This window comes from Blautia sp. HCP3S3_H10_2 (genome assembly GCF_052122375.1).
Lineage (GTDB): Bacteria > Bacillota > Clostridia > Lachnospirales > Lachnospiraceae > Blautia_A.
This window is the reverse complement of the sequence record NZ_JBQKCL010000004.1, coordinates 165,922-183,290: the sequence shown is the minus strand read 5'-3', so window position 1 is coordinate 183,290 and position 17,369 is coordinate 165,922. Positions and strand designations below refer to the sequence as shown.

Sequence of the window (17,369 nt, the reverse complement as noted above, 5' to 3'; positions counted from 1 at the left end):
TATGGGCAGGACCTGGAAAAAAACCAGTTCCACCATATATAAAATTCCTGTAATGCGTGAAATAATCAGCATTATTCCGTATGTGAAATTTTACTGTGCGCAACAAAATATCCTGCAGTCGTGCAGGATTTCCAGTAGTGGCATGAACAAAGGGCTGCCAAGGGCAACCCTTTCTCGCGTCCGCATCTTTTTCTATTATACTTGGAAAAAAATAAAAATCAACCCTTGACAATCGCTATAATAGGCAAAATCTGATTTGACATTCTACACCTTATTATTATACAATTACATGTTGAAAAGGGGGAACAGAGTTTTCTCCTAAAATAACAAAAGGAAGGGAGTATGCAGCTGTCATGCTGCAGATCATAAAAATGGAAGAATTATACGCTGCAATTGAAAAGAAGATTAAAGATTCCGGTTATCCACGCCGGATCTCCGGGGCAGATGTGTATGATGATATCTGTGACCAGATTGAAGGAAAAGAGAATGGAAGCTATATTCTGCTTTCCAAGTTTGAGGATGATGTGGTTTTTGAGTACCATATTACCGTAATGGATGACGATTTTAACCTGGGAGTGCTTACCATGCGGACGCCGGAGGGTGTGTTTGAGACAGATTTTGATGAATAAAATCATATACAGAAAGAGTGCATTAAAATGAAAGTATTGGAAATTGTTTTGCCGGTATTGGTAATGATCCTTCTGGGAATGGCCTGTAAGAAGTTCAGGCTTCTGAACCAGAACGGAATTGATAACATGAAGGTCCTGGTAACCCAGATCATGCTTCCTGTAGCTATTTTCCATGCGCTGGCCACAGCAGAGTATAATAAAGAGACTGGTATCCTGGTTGGCATCATGTTTGTAATGCTTGTGATCTCCTTTAGCATTGGATTTGCCCTTAAGCCATTTATGGATGAGCGTTACCGGAAATATCTGCCATTTATGGTCAGTGTGTACGAAGGCGGGCTGATGGCGTATCCTCTTTACACAAGCCTTTGTGGAACAGAAAATCTTTCCCAGATCGCAGTACTGGATATTGCGGGACTGTTGTTTGGATTCAGCGTGTATATGGGAATGTTAGGACAGGTAGAAAACGGAGATAAGATCGATGCCCGGAAGCTGTTTGCAAGTGCGCTTCGGACACCGGCATTTATTGCCAGTGTCCTTGGCATTATTGCTGGTCTTACAGGCGTGGTACAGAAGCTTCTGGCAGGTCCTTTTGCAGGTACCTATACAAGCGTGGAGAATATTCTCACCACTTCCGTAACTGCGATTATCCTGATCGTGGTAGGCTTTAGTATCGAGCTGGATAAGAAGCTGTTTGCCCCATGTATTAAGACCATCGTACTGCGCGTGCTTTTACAGGCTGTGATGATCGCGGGTGTGCTGCTGGCTGTTCATTACATAGTAGGAGACAATCTGATCCTGAATCTTGCCATAATCAGCTATATGTCTTCACCAGCTACATTCAGTATGCAGACATTCCTGAAAAGTGAGGATGGAAGCGCATATGTTTCCACCACGAATTCATTGTATTGCCTGGTATCCATACTTGTTTATGTGGTGATGGCATTTGTTGTTTACTGATTGCATTTGTCTGTGAAGTTTTTTAAAATAGTTATTTCTTTTTGGGCAGGCTGGGAGGAAGCTCACAGTTGTATGCGATTCCAAGGGGTGTTACAAGAAGAGGATGGACAGGCCGGTAAACGGGAAGTCCCAGCTTCTTCTCAAATACGGTTGTGAATTCTTTGAAGCTTGCAGAGCCGCCTACCACATAAACAGCCGGTACCTGGTATCCTGTAAGAAACTTCTCGGTGATGGAGGCCATTTTCTCGATGGTGGCTTTGATCACAGGGAAGATTTCTTCCTCTTTTTCGGGAGTGGTCTTTAAGAGCTCAGCTTCTTCGTATGGAATGTGGTAATGTCCTGCGACTGTCATAGTCATATGACTTCCGCCGGTGGCTTCATCATCAGTATATATAACTTTCCCATCTTTCAGGATGCTGATGCCGGTAGTGCCGCCACCTACATCCACTACAGCACCATCGGTGATCTTAAGTACGGCAGCAGCGGCAGTAGGCTCATCAATGATATTGGTTACCTCAAAGCCGGCGCCCTCCAGGACATAGCCGATACTCTTTACACTGCCTTCGGAAACTCCCGGGGGAATGGCAGCAGCGGCATAGGGGAGTTCTGTATCCAGCTTCTCCTCCAGCTGGGCTTTTAACCTGGTAACAAGCTGGACGGATTCAAAATAGTTTACGATAACGCCGTCACGTATGGCGTGGGAAGGGGCAGAGACACCTGCGATAGGCCGGTTGGTGCTATCTACAACAGCCAGAACAGTATTGGCAGTACCAAGATCCACGCCTACCTTCAACCAGCCTTTGAATTTCTTGCATTCACCGGTGCGCACCAGCTCTGCAAAATTTGATAAAGTCCTGTTTTTTATTTCCATATCCGGACACTCCATTTCTGCGAAAACCGCGAAATTTCAATATGACATTCATATCAATAATATATCTATTATATATGAAAGAACGGAAAAAAACAATGTTGTTTTATCGTGTAGAATAAATTGACACGGATGTGCCAGGCACAGTATAATAAAGAAAAAAATTCCATAAGCTACCAGAGCCTGTTAGGGAAAGGGTTTCGGGAAGAAATGTGATTTTATGTTCTGTTTGAGAAAGGATATTGGATATAATATGAAGATTCCAGAGAACCGAAAAAAATCCATGCATCAGATTTATGTGAGACTTGTGGCTTTTCTGACTTTGGCTGGCATTCTTGTTCCGGTTATTTTTACAGCGTTCCAGATGGGCTTTTTTGCAAAAGAGCCGGTGCTGGAGACAAAAGTCATGACTACTGACCCGACAGCCTCTGTTCTTCGGGTAGCTACAGATTACGATTTTTGCCCGAACTCTTATATCAATCAAAATGGAGATCTGTCCGGGCTATATATTGAAATAATGACAGAGGTGGCCAACCGGCTTGGCATGCGGTTAGAGTTTAAAACGGGTGAATGGCTGGAATGCCGTGCTATGCTTGAAAACAAAACCGCCGATGTTCTTTTGGGACTTGAAATCTTCTCAAATATGGAGGGAACTTTACGCACCATCCCCATGTGCTCTGACCAGCTTTGCGTTTATGGAAAGAAAACACTTAACAGTGCTGCTGGTCTTGCCGGGAAAAGGGTTGCCCTGATGGCGCGTTCTGTTATTGAATCTACTTATGATCTGCAATGCGAATATGTGGAATATTACACCAATACCGAAATCCTGCAGGCCGTAGAAAACGGGGACGTGGACTATGGCATCTGTCATGCCGCCGTTGCATCCAAAATTATCGACCGTAATGATTTTGACCTGAAAATGGGCGTTGCGATCGCGAATAGTTTTCCGGCTATGGCAGTAGATGATTCCCGGCCAGAGCTGAAGGAAAAAGTAAACACGGCTTTGCAGGAGATGTCGATCGATGGAACGATCGGACAGCTGAAAACGAAATGGCTGACGAATTTTACCAAAGACCGTTCTTTTTCCTATGTTTTACAGCACTATCAGCTGTTTTATGTCACTTTCTTCCTTGGCCTTGCCGTTGCCTATTCCTTATGTATTGCAGCGGAGATCATGGATCGCCGTCAGGCTGCCTACATTCAGTCCCTGCTTTCTTATCAGAAGCAGTTAAAAGAATCCAATGAAGAAGCACAGCGCGCCAACCAGGCTAAGAGCAGATTTCTGTCCCATATGAGCCACGATATCCGTACGCCGATCAATGGCATAATGGGTATGGCAGAACGGATCCGGAAAAATGAGCAAGATCCAGAGCTGATCGACAGTTGTCTGCAAAAAATCGACAGTGCCTCTGCCCATCTGCTTTCTCTTTTAAACGATGTGCTTGACATGAGCGAGCTGGAATATGGGGAAGTCCGTCTGGAACATAAGCCTTTTGATCTGAACGCAGAGCTTTTGCGTACACGCCAGATCATAGAAGATCAGCCCAATGAAAAAAATACTGTTTTTTCATTGAATACTTCGGTTTCTCATCCGAAGTTGCTTGGCAGTCCCATGCATCTGCGCCGGATTCTTCTGAATCTGATCAGCAATGCCCAGAAGTACAATAAGCCAAATGGCCAGATAAATCTTACAGTTAAAGAAATCTCCAGCAATGGAACACAGGCAGAAATTCAATTCCTTGTCAGTGATACCGGTATCGGTATGAGCCGGGAATTTGTCCAGAAGCAGCTCTATCAGCCATTTGTGCAGGAAAATGATAATGTGCGCACTGTCTACCAGGGCACCGGGCTTGGCATGGCAATCGTACATAATCTGATAAAAATGATGAATGGCACCATCGAAGTAGAAAGTACTATTGGAGTGGGTACCACCTTTACCATTCACCTGACATTTGATATTGATCCATCTCCGGAAGCAACAGAACCTCCGAAGGAAGAACCTCTGGCGGATATCAGCGGCATGCGGGTACTTGTTGTGGAAGATAACGAACTGAATCTGGAGATCGCGCAGGCAATTCTGGAAGACGATGGTGTTCTGGTTACATCTGCCGGGGATGGAAAGGCTGCCGTAGAGCTTTTTGAAAAATCTGCGCCTGGTACGTTTGATGCGATTTTAATGGACATCATGATGCCTGTCATGGATGGCATCGAAGCTACAAAAGCTATCCGCCAGCTTTCACGGGAAGACGCCAGGACGATTCCAATCATTGCTATGACAGCAAATGCTTTTAAGGAAGACCGGAAAAAAGTGTTTGAAGCAGGGATGAACGAACACTTTACGAAACCGGTTGATGCAGGAAAGCTTCACTGTACTCTGGCGAAATATAAAAAATGAGTGTTTCTCATTTTCAATCTTTCCTCCCATCTCGAGCTGCTGGTCATTCAATCTGTTACTTTTCACGGTCTGACCAGTAGTAAGTTTTTTTAATTTTATCATATTTCTTACTATATTTGTCATTTTTCTTTTAGAAAAGTTCTATAGCGTGCAGATTGCAGGAATGATTTTTCAAACACGCTCTAGCTGCTGTTCAGAGCCAATTCTAATCCTAAAAGGAACTTTCACGCATTCAATCATTGAAAAAGAAAGGCACAAGGCGTATAATCAGAGCAATGTGAAATGAGATAGTGCGAAACAATATGTGTTCTTATAAGACAGAGAAAGGGGGATAGTATGCCTTTGGACAAAACAGAAAATAAAGCAGTGAAAGAAGTGGTTTTGGATAAAGAAAAGTATGTTTTAAATAAACTGCTGCCGGAATATGTTTCCCTTTACCGTATAGAACTTAATTCTGGAAAATATGAAATCTTACGGCTGGTCGCAAATACAAATGCCAGACAGATTGCGGAAAAGAATCCTCATCCGTTTGTAAACTTTGATGAATACACGAAAAAGTATGCCGATTCTTTTATTTTGAAAGAGGATAAAGAGGAATTTTTAAAATGGCATTCCTGTCGGAACCTGAAGGCTGCGCTTAATGATACGGAGAAAATCACTTATTACTATCATAGTGTTTCCAGAACTGGGAAACACAGTTATTATGAAGCTTATGCGGTGAAAGGAAAGGTGGATGAGGAGCAGTTTAGCATCTTTCTGGGATATCGGAATATTGACAGCATTCTTTACAAAGAAAGAGAAACCCAGGAAAAATTGCGAAAGGCGTTGGAGGAAGCAAGGCTTGGAAATGAAATCATCGCAGCCATTGCAAAAACGTATCAGTATATTTCCAGAATTGATATTAAAGCGGATTACTTTGAGGAGATTGCAAACCGGGATACCGATCACCTGAAGTTTGTCAATTCCGGTGTTTTATCCTCCAATAATAAAAAGGTGTGCCGGGAGCTGGTAGCGGAAGAATATCAGGAAGCATTTTTCAGATTTTCCGATATTTTTACTTTGCCGGAGAGAATGCGAAATGAAGAATCCATTGCAATGGAATACAAGATGAAAGACGGAAGCTGGCATAAGCTCCGTTTTATTGAGAAAAAGCGGGACGAAAATGGAAATCTGACCCATGTTCTTTGTGTGATCCGAAGTATCAGTGATTCCAAAAGAAAGGAGCAGATTCTGATCGATCAGGTAGCAGAGGCAAAGCAGGATGCAGCCATGAAAACCAGATTCCTGTCGAACATGAGCCACGACATCCGGACGCCCATGAATGGTATCATTGGTATGCTTGATCTGGCAAACCATTATCCGGATGATCTTCAGATGCAGCAAAAATGCAGGGATAAGATTATGGAATCATCCAGATATCTGGTTTCTCTGGTGAATGATATTCTGGATATCACGAAACTGGATACAGGAGAGCTGATAGAGCAGGAGCTTTCCTTTGATCTTACAGAGGTGCTGAATAAAATTAATACGAATAGCCAGAGAAAGACTTTAGATAAGGGAGTTTCTTATGTTGTAGATTGGAACCGGGCCCAGTTAAGTGAAATCTATCTGACTGGGAATCCCATCTTTCTGGAGCGATTACTAAATATAGTGGCAGATAATGCGGTTAAATTTACGGATTCCGGTGGAAGTGTGCAGGTCTGGTGAGGCCAGAAGTTTGCAGACGAGAAAAAAATCGTATATGAATTTGGCTGTCCTGATAACGGACAAGGTATGAGTGAAGAGTTTGTAGAGCATGCGTTTGAACTTTTTTCCCAGGAAAATAAAACAAGCCGGTCAACTTATGAAGGAAGCGGGCTGGGGCTTGCGCTTGCAAAGAAACTTGCTGACAGAATGGGCGGAACCATTGAAATAAAGAGCCGAAAAGGAGTGGGGACAACCGTTATTACAACGGTTCCATTTAAAATCGGAGAAGAAAAGAAAACGATAATAGCGCCAAGTTATGACGAAATTAAAGTAGTAGGCTTGCATGCCCTGGTAGCAGAAGACAATGAATTAAATATGGAGATTGTCAGTTTTATGCTGGAAAATAATGGTATCCATGTGGATGAGGCAGCAAATGGACTGGAAGCAGTAACGAAATTCAAGGAATCTGCACCTGGATATTACGATGTAGTTTTGATGGACATTATGATGCCTGAGTTAAATGGCTGGGATGCCACACGTGAAATACGCTCCATGAAAAGAGCAGATGCAGACAGTATCCCGATTATCGCCATGAGTGCCAATGCATTTGCGGAAGATATCATCAACAGCCGGTTTTCCGGGATGAATACGCATCTTTCCAAACCTCTTGAAGAAAAAAAGCTTTTGAAGGTTTTACGGGAAAGCGTGGGAAAACGAAGAGAAAAATTATAAAATCTAAAAAATCAAAATAAAAAATCCTTCTTGTTCGTTGAGAAATCATATTTCTCAAGGAGAAGAAGGATTTTTTGTTACAAATCGGTTACATTTAATGGGCAAAAAATAATGTATAATCTAAATGAACCACGCTAGATTATTTGCAGAGTAATTATCTGCATAAAGTAAAGGAAAGGATACCCTTATGAAAGCCAGAATACTTGTAATAGAAGACGAAATCACTATCAATGACCTGATCTGTATGAATCTGGAAGTTTCCGGCTATGATGCTGTAAGCTATCTGGATGGAGAGGAAGCAAGCACTGGAATCATACGTGACCATGATTTCCAGTGTGCCTGGTAGATATCATGCTTCCCGGAAAGGATGGCTATACACTTTTGCCGGAACTAAAATCTTATAATATTCCGGTAATTTTTCTTACCGCAAAAGCAGATATAGCCAGCAAAGTAAAAGGATTAAAAGACGGGGCAGAAGACTATATTGTAAAACCATTTGAAATGCTGGAAGTGATGGTGCGGCTGGAAAAAGTGTTAGAGCGCCATGGCAGTGTCCGGAACCAGATCCAGATAGAAGATATCACGATTGATACAAAAAGCCGTACGGTTACCCGTAATGGAGAAGAAATCTATTTAAAACCAATGGAATACAATTGTCTTATGGCTTTTGTGAAAAATCCCAACAAAGCCCTGACAAGAGCCCAGATTTTGCAGGAACTCTGGAACGAGGATTTTGCTGGGGAAACCCGGACGGTGGATGCTCATGTAGGACGGATCCGGAAGAAACTGGACTGGCAGGATAGAATTAAGACCATTCCAAGAATTGGTTACCGATTGGAGGTGGATTTTTGAAGCTTTTCACAAAGATTTTTTTGCAGGTAGCCTGTATCATATTCGTGTTGTCATCCATTATCTTTTTTTATACCAGTTACCGCTGGAAAAATCAAAGTATTCAGGACATAAATAGTTATGAAGAAAGCAAATTTCAGAACAATCTTTTGCAGTTTGAGAATAAATTAAGACTTTGGGAGAATCAGCCGGTCAGTTTGGATAACAGTATCCAAAAAGAATTGATGGTATATGCTTTCCGACAGGTATTTCGTGATACTGCGGCTTTGTATCAGGAGGGAAAAGAGCTATATAATGGAACCTCTTATGAGTTTGAAATTCAGGATATTTGTAAACTTCTGAAAAATCAGGAAAATGAAAATTCCATGGATGAGCAGCTCTATGGAGGCACTCCCCTGACCGCAAAAATAAATGGCAAAACTCTTTTGCTTTTTTATTCCGCTACTAATTATGATAGGACAGATACGAAATACCAGATTGTAACTTATAAAGATATTACAGAAGTACAAAAACGAAATCAATTACTGTTCTGGCGGGCAGGAGGACTGACCCTTTTTCTGCTGTTGTTCACAGCACTTCTTCTTTTCCTAAGTTTACGAAAGATTATGAGACCGTTGGCCGGTTTAAGTGAAGCGGCTATTTGTGTGGCAAATGGAAATTATGAAAGGAAGGTTCCGGTAGAAGGAAATACAGAACTGGCACAGGTAGGGAAAAGCTTTAATTTAATGACAGACAAAGTAAAAGAGCAGATTGAGGAGCTTTCTTCTGTAAACCAGGCGCAACGCCAGCTCCTTGGAAGTCTTGCCCATGAATTGAAAACTCCGATGACCGCTATCATCGGATATGCGGATACCCTTCTTACCATGCGCCTGTCACCAGCGCGGCAGGAGAAAGCACTTTCTTACATTGGAAATGAATGCCACAGGCTTTCCAGACTTTCTGTGAAAATGCTGGAGCTTACCGGACTATATGAAACCGGAGAAGCGCGTTTTTCCCCGGAAGAGATTCAGGCAGCTTCCTTTCTGGAAAATGTCAGGCAGCTTGTCGCATATCGTTTGAAGGAAAAAAACATAAGTCTTGAAATCATCTGCCAGCCACCTGAACTTATGAAAATCTTTGATCCGGATCTTATGACAAGTGTAGTGACGAATTTTATTGATAATGCAGTCAAAGCATCTGAGGAAGATTCCAGAATCGTTATAACAGCAACGAAAGAGAAGCTTGTTGTTCAGGATTTTGGAAAAGGAATTCCAAAAGAAGATCTGGGGAAAGTAACAGAAGCCTTTTATATGGTTGATAAATCCCGTTCCCGGGCAAAAGGAAGCGTAGGGCTTGGGCTTTCCCTTTGTGAAAAAATAGTAGAAATTCATGGATTTCAATTGGAAATTACCAGTAAAGTGGGAGAGGGAACCATCGTTTCGGTTCTATGGTAACAGTTACAAATCCGTTACAATTTGCGGAATACTTGGTGTCATGGGAAAGGTTATAATCAAGGCAGAATCAAGGAAGGAGAACTTACCAAGAATGAAAAAAATGATAAAAACACTGGTTGGATTTACTCTTTGCATGGGAATGCTGACAGGATGTGCTAAGACACCGGAAACTTCCCTGGTAAAGCAAAAGGGCAGTAATGCATTAGCTGCTTATAAAGAAGCAGATGATACAAAAAGCACTGATATGATAGAAAAAGATTCCACCCAAAATACGGATGATTCTGAGGAGAACACAAAAAAGGGAGCTTCGACAGCAGTTACGATCAGGGATTTGTTGAATGCTCCTCAAACTTACAAAAGCCAGGTAACAGACGACAGCGCCAAACTTGTGGTTAATACAGATGCGACGGTAGAAGTTCCAGAGGTGGAAAAAATATCTGCCATTTCTGTGACTCCGGCAGAGGTAACCCAGGAGCTTCTGGATCATATTACAGATGCTTTTTTCCAGGATGCCAAGCTGTACACTTCCGACAGCTATTATATTCAGACAAAGAATGAAATCAAACAGACACTGGATGAGTTAAAAGAAGATGTGGCAGAAGGAAATTTGGATCCATATGGTTATGGGACAGATGAGAATGGAAATTATACCGATGATATTTATTCTGATATCGAATACTGGGAGGAAGAATACGACAAAGCTCCGGAGACCAAAACACTGGTAGAGGCAAGACCAACTGCAGGAAGCCAGAAAACAGACAGTGATGGAAACGTAATCGGAGATGGGAACAACGAATTTTCCGGTGTGGCACAGATGACAGATGGCTCTGAATATTATTACCAGACGACTTCCAGTGGCTCAGACACTTTCGCTGCTAAGATCCGGAGAACAGTAAATGTAGGAGGGGGAAAACTGCCTGCAGATGCCGCCTGGTTTGAGTGGGCCAGTTCTGAGGATGGGGAACAACCTACAGAAGACTCTATTGGGATTTCCCTGGATGAGGCAAAACAGATGGTACAGGAAAAAGTAGAGGAACTGGGGATTACGGACCTGCAGTTTGCAGACTGGAATTATGCAGTATGTAAAAATCTGGAAAATGATGACAGCATGAATGTCCTGGAAAATGGCTACCTGATTTCTTACACACGTACAGTGAATGGGGTTCCAATCACCGTTACCATAGATGATGGAGGGGCTTTGGAAGATATGGACAGTACCATGGAGACCTGGTCTTATGAACGCCTTTATTTCTATGTGGATAAAGATGGAATCGCAAGCATGTACTATTCCAATCCTTATATGATTGGTGAAACCAAAACAGACAAACTAAGTCTGCTGCCGTTTTCTGAAATCATGAAAACTTATGAAAAAATGATGATCGTAACCAACGCCGACAATATGGAATATGAAAAATCCAGAGTTTACGATATTGACAGGATCGTGCTGGGCTATGCCAGAATTTATGAACCTTCTAACGATGCTCATACCGGGCTGTTGGTGCCGGTCTGGGATTTCTTTGGAACAAGAAAAACAGAAAGTGAATATGATGGCCAGAATTATTCCGATACTACTGATAATCCCACCTGGAGTTTCCTTACCATCAACGCAGTAGATGGAAGTATTATTGACCGCAGCCTGGGATACTGATATGAACTTTTCAAAATTGAAAACAGAAGACAGCACACATACAGGAAAATTTACCCGGATTGGATTAGCAGGGAAGTCAAACGGTATCAGGCAGATATGCGGAATCGTACATTACAATTTCGCTGGCTTTTTCCAGACACCAAAAGTAATTTTTACCTTCCTTTTGGAATTTGTCTTAAGCTTTCTGCTCACTGGCAGGATTATGGCGGTTATGGAAAATTATAATACCCCGGTGCAGGCTATCGAGCCTTTCTTATGGACCTTTGGGGATGGAACAGCAGTGCTTTTAAGTTCTCTGCTTTTGCTATTGCTGTTTTCAGATCTTCCGAAACTCACACCCCTGACGCCTTATCAGCTTGTCCGTACGACAAAGAGAAAATGGCTGTTTGGACAATTTGTTTATGTGATTCTGGTGACGGTTCTATATACGGTTTTTATGCTCCTTTTTACCACTGTACTGTGTATGAAGAACAGCTATCCGGGCAATCTTTGGAGCGAAACGGCTGCCATGCTGGGCTATTCAGAGCTTGGAAAAAATCTGCAGGTGCCCTCTACGGTAAGGGTTATGGAAAGTATTTCTCCATACGGCTGCATGGTTCAGGTCTTCCTTTTGCTTTTTTGTTACTCCCTGACCTTAAGTTTTGTTATACTGGTTGGAAACCTTTATAAGGGAAAAACCAAAGGCATGGTACTGGGCCTGCTATACAGTATCTTTGGATTCTTACTGGATCCCAATGTGCTGGCAGCCCTTCTTCATAAAGAAAAGTACGAAATGTATCAGATAAACGTGCTGATCTGCTGGATCAGTCCTTTGAACCAGGCAGTATATGGAAAACATGATCTTGGCTATGATCTTTTACTCCCCAAAATCTGGCAGTCCTGTATCTTTTTCGGGGTAGTCCTGCTTGTACTTGCAGTTCTTGCCCTTCGCCGGATGAAACGGTATCCATTTGAATTTCTGGGGGAAAAGGCATAAGCCAAAAGTTGACTAATTATAAAAGAGGATGACCCATGTATGAAGAAACCAAACGTATGCTGACTGGTAAAAATTTCCTGGCAGCCTGGTTGACTGCCTGTATTTCCCTGGCTATAGGAGCGACTTATCCCAGCCTGAAAAAAGCACTGGAATGTGGAACTTTTCTTACTTTACTGGAAAGCGCATTGAAAAGCCAGGCAGTTACCTTTGCCCTTCCATTTGCCTCTGTGCTGCCCTGGAGTGATTCTTTTTTACAGGAATATAAAAGCGGATTTTTAAAAGCCACTCTTCCAAGAACGGACCGCAGGCATTATGTGGAAGGAAAAGTCTTTTCTGTTATGGTATCAGGCTTTATGGTATGGATATTTGCAATTTTTACCATGCTATTTGTTAATTTTGTTATATTTTATCCTATGGAAAAAACAGGGGCGTTTCCAAAAGAGAAGCTTCTGGAACTGTTTCAAAAAGCCTTGCGAACAGGACTGATTGGAAGCGGGCTAAGTACTTTTGGCGGAATCTGTGGGATCTTATGGAATTCAGCCTACATGGCTTATGGGATTCCCTTTATAAGTTTTTATTTTGGAATCATTCTTCACGACCGGTATTTTAAAGACCAGATCTGGTTTTATCCGGTGGAGTGGATTCAGGCAGAGGGAAACTGGGGTATGAACCAGGCTGGTCTGTGGTTGTTCCTTATCCTTTTTTTACTGACATTAATGGGTATTCTGGGAGGTGTTATGTATGGAAAAGTGGAGGAAGTATAGAACTGATGCAAAACGCATTTCCAAAACTGATACTTATCCTGGAAATGCTGCCTGTGTAAGGATTGAGCACGTTACCAAGTGCTTTGGGGAAGACCTTGTTTTAAAGGAAGTGAATCTTACCTTAGATTATGGACAAGTTTATGGAATTGTAGGAAACAATGGTTCCGGAAAAACAGTGCTGATGAAATGTATCTGTGGGTTTCTTCCGGCTACTACCGGAACCATCCGGGTATTTGGAAAGGAAATTGGCCGGGAGGTGGATTTTCCGGAAAGCCTTGGGGTGATCATTGAAACTCCTGGATTCCTTACCGGGCATACCGGCATTAGGAATCTGGAAATCCTGGCAGATATGAATGGCAGGATCTCCAAAGCCGATATCCGGCTGGTTCTGAAAAAGGTGGGATTGGATCCGGATATGAAAAAGCCTGTTGGAAAATATTCCCTTGGAATGCGCCAGCGCCTTGGGATTGCGCAGGCCATTATGGAGGATCCAAGGTTCCTCATTTTGGACGAGCCTTTTAACGGACTGGATAAACATGGAGTGGAAGAAATACGCCAGCTTCTTCTGGAATTAAAAAGTATGGGAAAAACCATTCTTCTGGCCAGTCACAATGAGGAAGATATCCGGATCCTGTGTGACCACGTATATGAGATGGATGGCGGAGTGTTAAGAGAAAGGACGGTGAGCCCATGAAAAGGAAAATGGTAAAAATAATATTCCCGGTTCTGCTTCTGACTTTTTCTCTGCCATTCTCTGTTGCGGCCCAAAATATAGAAGATACAGAAACGCCCTTTGTAAGCGCCCAGGATATAGAAGAAGGACCGACAGATTCTGAGAAGCCAAATACGGAACAAAATCCTTCCGATTCTGATCTGGATGGCTTTATATCGGGGGATGATTCTTTGGAAGAGGGAAACGATAAACCGCTTCATGTGATCATAGAAAATGGAACTACAGGAGAAAATCAAGATAGCTCTGTGAATGAGCCGGTTGTAGACAGTGGAGAGGCTTTTGGTGGCGGATATAGTGGTGTAGATTCCAGTTCCGGTTCTTCTGCTGAAAAAATCTATCACAAACCCCAGGTGCTGCTGGAAGATTATAATCTTTTGGGACAGTCTGTAAAAGCAGGCTCTGCAATGGAACTGTCTGTGACCTTTCGGAACAAAAGCCGCAGCCAGAATGTATTCGGACTGAAAATCTCCCTGTCCACCGAAACGAAAGGAATTGAATTTGAAAGAAATTCCTTTTATGTGCAGAGACTGACACCAGGAGAAGCCATCACATTGAAGCAGAAGATGACTCTCACAGAAGATTGTGAGCCAGGAACGGCGCAGATCGTATTTGCACTGGATTATGAAGATTCCAGGGCAACCAGTGCCACTGGCAGTGAAAGCCTGACCTTTCAGATCACCCAGCCTGCCCATGCAAAGCTGGAAGCCTCTGAAATTCCCTCCGTTTTCTATACCATGGATACTGTAGAGATTTCGGTAAAGGCGCTGAATCTTGGAAGAGATAAGATTTATAATGCAAGTGTGAAAATGGAAGCAGATGGATTAACATCAAAAGAAACTGCATTTTTCGGTACCGTGGATTCCGGAACTGCTGCACAGGGAAGTCTGCGCGTATATGTGAAAGGAAAAACAGGTAATCAGACGCAGGAAAGCCAGGAGGAAACAGAAGAAAGTGCAAAATCAACAGAGAAAGAGACGACTCCCGGTAAAATTCATGGAAAACTGATTCTCACCTATGAAGACGCAGAAGGAAACTCTTATGAAGAGGCGGCAGATTTTGATTCTGAAATAAAGGAAGCCCAGATTCAGTCTTTAAAAGTGGAAGAGGATCAGGAAGAAACCAATAGCTGGTGGTATTCCATTTTTGCCGTAGCAGCAGTCCTGCTTCTGTCTGTTATCCTGTTTCTTCTGGCAAAACTTCATAAAAAAAGTGTTCTCCTGGAAGAGGCCAGAAAGGCGGCTTCCAATTGAAAAAGAAAAAAATGGATGGCTTTCTCTTTTTTGTGCTTGTTCTTTTTGCAATGGCTGTTTTCTTTTTTATCCAGTTACTGGCAGGTATGCAGGAAGAAAAAAAGCAGTATACAGCTCTGGTTTCACTTGGAGCCCTCAGGTATGACGAGGATTTCCTGAAAAAAGCAGCAAAGATAAAGGGAATCAAAGAAATCTGGCCGGTTGTGGAAATTCCGGTGAACATTAAGATTGAAGACTATACGGAAGAAACCACTTTTTTAGGAATTGACTTTAACGCCTTTGGAAGTAATCCAGATCAGGAAAACCTTGGGAATACGCCCATGCTGTTACTTGGAACATCGGCTCTTCAGAATATGAAAGATTCCAATGGACATTCCATTTCTCAAAAACAGCAGGAAAAATATATGAAACAGGGGGAATGCCTAAATATTTCTTATCAGATGACAGAAGGGAACGAGGAAGGCAGTGCCAGTTCCAATTCGTCTTTCTCTTATACAGACAGCCACATCCAAAAGAATGCCTATCTCCCCTGCAAAGTTGTGTCTGTTTCAGAAAAAGAAAAGGATACCATTTATATTCCATTTTCCCAGGCACAAAAGCTTTGCCAGGAAAACGATGTACAACTGGATATTACAAAAGTGTTTCTGAAAATAAATGGAAAAAGAAATCTGGAAAGGGCAAAGCAGCTGTTTGAATCGTAAAAGAAAAGCAAAAAAAGTTAAAAAACTGGAGAAGTAGTCATACTTATAAATGTAAATAATCATTGATAAAACCATCAAAGCAATATATAATTGAGCATAGTTAATAATAAATACAAAAATATAATTGCAAGGATGGGTTGAAGTAAAAATGCCAAAAGGATTACAACATAAAGGAATTGTTAGAAGAAACAAAATGATCTATGCTGCCGTAAAACTATTTCTTGAAAATGGATACGAGAAGACTACCACTGCCTCTATTGCAAAGGCAGCTGGAATGTCCCCTTCCTCCTTTTTTGCAGCATTTGATAATAAAGAAGCTTTGCTGCTTACCCTGGTCAAAACAATGTTTGGAAGCCAGTTTGATAATACAGAGAAATTATTAGGGGAAAATCCTGATCCGCTGCTTATCTATGGAGTAGAAACTTCAATACAGATGTACATAGCGGAGCTGTCAGAACCGTTGAGGGAACTGTATGTGGTAGGATATTCCCTTCCAACTACCTCAGAATATATTTATATGAGCACAGCACAGAAGCTTCAGCATATTTTTTCAAAATATATGGAAAATGCTGAATTGAAAGATTTTTACGAAATGGACATTGCTTCTGCCGGAATCACCAGAGGATTTATGGCAAAAAAATGTGACCTCTATTTTACTATGGAAGATAAATTAAGAAGATTCCTGAAATGCTGCTTTACCTTATATAAAGTACCAGAAACAAAACAGGAGGAAGTAATCGGACAGATCTTAAAAATAAATCTGAAACCGATTGCTGAAAAAATCATAGAAGACACTGTAAAAAAAGCAGAAGAAGGATTTGAAGCAGTTCTGGCAGAAAAGTAAATATTTGGAAAATTACATAAGTATAAAAGAAATGCAACTGCGATTTTTTTATCCACAGTTATGCTAATGCCGACACAACCTGTAATTACATTTGCTGCTAATGAGTCAGTCTGTGAGAAATCAGATGACAAAGTACACCATTTTGGGGCGGGGGAGATTGACCAGGAAGCAACCTGCCAGGCTCCTGGAAAAATGTATTATCACTGTGAGAATTGTGGCTATACAAAAGAAGAGATTCCGCAAAAGAAACATGTAGGATATGTGGCTGAGGACGGTAAAGCGGAAACCTGTACAGAACCAGGATGGACAGCTTTTATTCGATGTGAGTTGTGTGATGAAGTCCTTCAGACCCAGGAAGAAATTCCGGCACCAGGTCACAAAGTAGTAGTAGATAAAGCAGTAGAAGCAACCTGTTCGACAGCCGGAAAAACAGAGGGCAAATACTGTGAAACCTGCGGAGAAATCCTGGAAGCCCAACTTCCTACTCCCAAAGCAAGACATCATGCTGCGGTAAAAGAAGCGATTCCTCCAACCTGCACGAAAGAAGGAAAGAAAATTTACAGGAATAAAGGGGCTGGAAACAGTCCTTTTTCAATTATTTTTGGAAAGTTACAGGGAAAACAGTATGTATTGTACCATTCGGAAAAGGTAGAGAATGAGACGTTTTCTTTTCTGGTAAAGAGAGAGGACGTCTTTTTGAATGATATAAAGGTTATTTATGAAAATGGTATTGTTTTAAGTGAGAATGAAAGATATAATTTCCTTATATGGTTTGACGATTATTTAAAGGATACCGAAAGATTTGTCCTTAAAACAGTACGAAATAAATTATCTTGATATGAACTGTAAAACAGATTGAAAAAGCGAGGGACACATCTTACAGAAAGCCTTTTTCAAACACGCT

16 protein-coding genes and 1 pseudogene are annotated in these 17,369 nt (G+C 41.8%); 16 read left to right on the top strand and 1 reads right to left on the bottom strand.

The window, feature by feature from the left end; genetic code table 11:
- Window positions 1–371: 371 nt before the first annotated feature.
- Both ACTQWB_RS05725 and ACTQWB_RS05720 read left to right on the top strand, forming a co-directional pair.
- Window positions 372–629 (top strand): hypothetical protein, encoded by a 258-nt coding sequence (locus tag ACTQWB_RS05725; RefSeq protein ID WP_441500734.1) that lies wholly within the window; start codon window positions 372–374, stop codon window positions 627–629.
- 27 nt (window positions 630–656) lie between these two features.
- Window positions 657–1,586, top strand: a complete 930-nt coding sequence (locus ACTQWB_RS05720) for an AEC family transporter (RefSeq protein ID WP_441500735.1) — start codon at window positions 657–659, stop codon at window positions 1,584–1,586.
- 31 nt (window positions 1,587–1,617) lie between these two features.
- Here ACTQWB_RS05720 and eutJ read toward each other — a convergent pair whose 3' ends face one another.
- Window positions 1,618–2,457 (bottom strand): ethanolamine utilization protein EutJ, encoded by an 840-nt coding sequence (eutJ, locus tag ACTQWB_RS05715; protein WP_441500736.1) that lies wholly within the window; start codon window positions 2,455–2,457, stop codon window positions 1,618–1,620.
- Window positions 2,458–2,674: 217 nt separating this feature from the next.
- Between eutJ and ACTQWB_RS05710 the strand changes: the two genes are divergently transcribed.
- From ACTQWB_RS05710 to ACTQWB_RS05645, 14 genes and pseudogenes are all read left to right on the top strand, one after another.
- On the top strand, window positions 2,675–4,849 hold the full coding sequence (locus tag ACTQWB_RS05710; RefSeq protein WP_441500737.1) for a response regulator: 2,175 nt from the start codon (window positions 2,675–2,677) through the stop codon (window positions 4,847–4,849).
- Window positions 4,850–4,997: 148 nt separating this feature from the next.
- Window positions 4,998–5,135 (top strand): hypothetical protein, encoded by a 138-nt coding sequence (locus tag ACTQWB_RS05705; RefSeq protein WP_441500738.1) that lies wholly within the window; start codon window positions 4,998–5,000, stop codon window positions 5,133–5,135.
- 50 nt (window positions 5,136–5,185) lie between these two features.
- Window positions 5,186–6,556 (top strand): sensor histidine kinase, encoded by a 1,371-nt coding sequence (locus ACTQWB_RS05700; RefSeq protein WP_441500739.1) that lies wholly within the window; start codon window positions 5,186–5,188, stop codon window positions 6,554–6,556.
- Window positions 6,557–6,583: 27 nt separating this feature from the next.
- The gene (locus ACTQWB_RS05695) at window positions 6,584–7,267 is read left to right on the top strand and encodes an ATP-binding response regulator (protein ID WP_441500900.1); all 684 of its coding nucleotides are present in this window, start codon (window positions 6,584–6,586) and stop codon (window positions 7,265–7,267) included.
- Between the two features lie 187 nt (window positions 7,268–7,454).
- A pseudogene (locus tag ACTQWB_RS05690) lies at window positions 7,455–8,119 on the top strand (response regulator transcription factor).
- On the top strand, window positions 8,116–9,549 hold the full coding sequence (locus ACTQWB_RS05685; protein WP_441500740.1) for a HAMP domain-containing sensor histidine kinase: 1,434 nt from the start codon (window positions 8,116–8,118) through the stop codon (window positions 9,547–9,549). The pseudogene ACTQWB_RS05690 and the gene ACTQWB_RS05685 overlap by 4 nt, the downstream one beginning before the upstream one ends.
- Before the next feature lie 91 nt (window positions 9,550–9,640).
- The gene (locus ACTQWB_RS05680) at window positions 9,641–11,197 is read left to right on the top strand and encodes a DUF6034 family protein (RefSeq protein WP_441500741.1); all 1,557 of its coding nucleotides are present in this window, start codon (window positions 9,641–9,643) and stop codon (window positions 11,195–11,197) included.
- Window position 11,198: 1 nt separating this feature from the next.
- The gene (locus ACTQWB_RS05675; protein WP_441500742.1) at window positions 11,199–12,173 is read left to right on the top strand and encodes a hypothetical protein; all 975 of its coding nucleotides are present in this window, start codon (window positions 11,199–11,201) and stop codon (window positions 12,171–12,173) included.
- A 35-nt stretch (window positions 12,174–12,208) separates the two neighbouring features.
- Window positions 12,209–12,937: an ABC transporter permease gene (locus tag ACTQWB_RS05670; protein ID WP_441500743.1), complete on the top strand. Its 729-nt coding sequence runs from the start codon at window positions 12,209–12,211 to the stop codon at window positions 12,935–12,937.
- Window positions 12,915–13,631, top strand: a complete 717-nt coding sequence (locus ACTQWB_RS05665; RefSeq protein ID WP_441500744.1) for an ABC transporter ATP-binding protein — start codon at window positions 12,915–12,917, stop codon at window positions 13,629–13,631. Before ACTQWB_RS05670 ends, ACTQWB_RS05665 begins: the two co-directional genes overlap by 23 nt.
- Window positions 13,628–14,920 (top strand): hypothetical protein, encoded by a 1,293-nt coding sequence (locus ACTQWB_RS05660; protein ID WP_441500745.1) that lies wholly within the window; start codon window positions 13,628–13,630, stop codon window positions 14,918–14,920. The genes ACTQWB_RS05665 and ACTQWB_RS05660 overlap by 4 nt, the downstream gene beginning before the upstream one ends.
- On the top strand, window positions 14,917–15,621 hold the full coding sequence (locus ACTQWB_RS05655) for a hypothetical protein (protein WP_441500746.1): 705 nt from the start codon (window positions 14,917–14,919) through the stop codon (window positions 15,619–15,621). Before ACTQWB_RS05660 ends, ACTQWB_RS05655 begins: the two co-directional genes overlap by 4 nt.
- Before the next feature lie 193 nt (window positions 15,622–15,814).
- Complete coding sequence (locus ACTQWB_RS05650; protein ID WP_441500747.1) at window positions 15,815–16,465, top strand: TetR/AcrR family transcriptional regulator; 651 nt, start codon at window positions 15,815–15,817, stop codon at window positions 16,463–16,465.
- Window positions 16,466–16,531: 66 nt separating this feature from the next.
- Complete coding sequence (locus ACTQWB_RS05645) at window positions 16,532–17,302, top strand: hypothetical protein (RefSeq protein WP_441500748.1); 771 nt, start codon at window positions 16,532–16,534, stop codon at window positions 17,300–17,302.
- The last annotated feature ends 67 nt before the right edge of the window (window positions 17,303–17,369 follow it).

Coding starts and splice junctions, on each gene's coding strand:
- ACTQWB_RS05725 (WP_441500734.1), top strand. CDS start 372: ATGGAAGAATTATACGCTGCAATTGAAAAGAAGATTAAAGATTCCGGT.
- ACTQWB_RS05720 (WP_441500735.1), top strand. CDS start 657: ATGAAAGTATTGGAAATTGTTTTGCCGGTATTGGTAATGATCCTTCTG.
- eutJ (WP_441500736.1), bottom strand. CDS start 2,457: ATGGAAATAAAAAACAGGACTTTATCAAATTTTGCAGAGCTGGTGCGC.
- ACTQWB_RS05710 (WP_441500737.1), top strand. CDS start 2,675: ATGTTCTGTTTGAGAAAGGATATTGGATATAATATGAAGATTCCAGAG.
- ACTQWB_RS05700 (WP_441500739.1), top strand. CDS start 5,186: ATGCCTTTGGACAAAACAGAAAATAAAGCAGTGAAAGAAGTGGTTTTG.
- ACTQWB_RS05680 (WP_441500741.1), top strand. CDS start 9,641: ATGAAAAAAATGATAAAAACACTGGTTGGATTTACTCTTTGCATGGGA.
- ACTQWB_RS05675 (WP_441500742.1), top strand. CDS start 11,199: ATGAACTTTTCAAAATTGAAAACAGAAGACAGCACACATACAGGAAAA.
- ACTQWB_RS05670 (WP_441500743.1), top strand. CDS start 12,209: ATGTATGAAGAAACCAAACGTATGCTGACTGGTAAAAATTTCCTGGCA.
- ACTQWB_RS05665 (WP_441500744.1), top strand. CDS start 12,915: ATGGAAAAGTGGAGGAAGTATAGAACTGATGCAAAACGCATTTCCAAA.
- ACTQWB_RS05660 (WP_441500745.1), top strand. CDS start 13,628: ATGAAAAGGAAAATGGTAAAAATAATATTCCCGGTTCTGCTTCTGACT.
- ACTQWB_RS05650 (WP_441500747.1), top strand. CDS start 15,815: ATGATCTATGCTGCCGTAAAACTATTTCTTGAAAATGGATACGAGAAG.
- ACTQWB_RS05645 (WP_441500748.1), top strand. CDS start 16,532: ATGCCGACACAACCTGTAATTACATTTGCTGCTAATGAGTCAGTCTGT.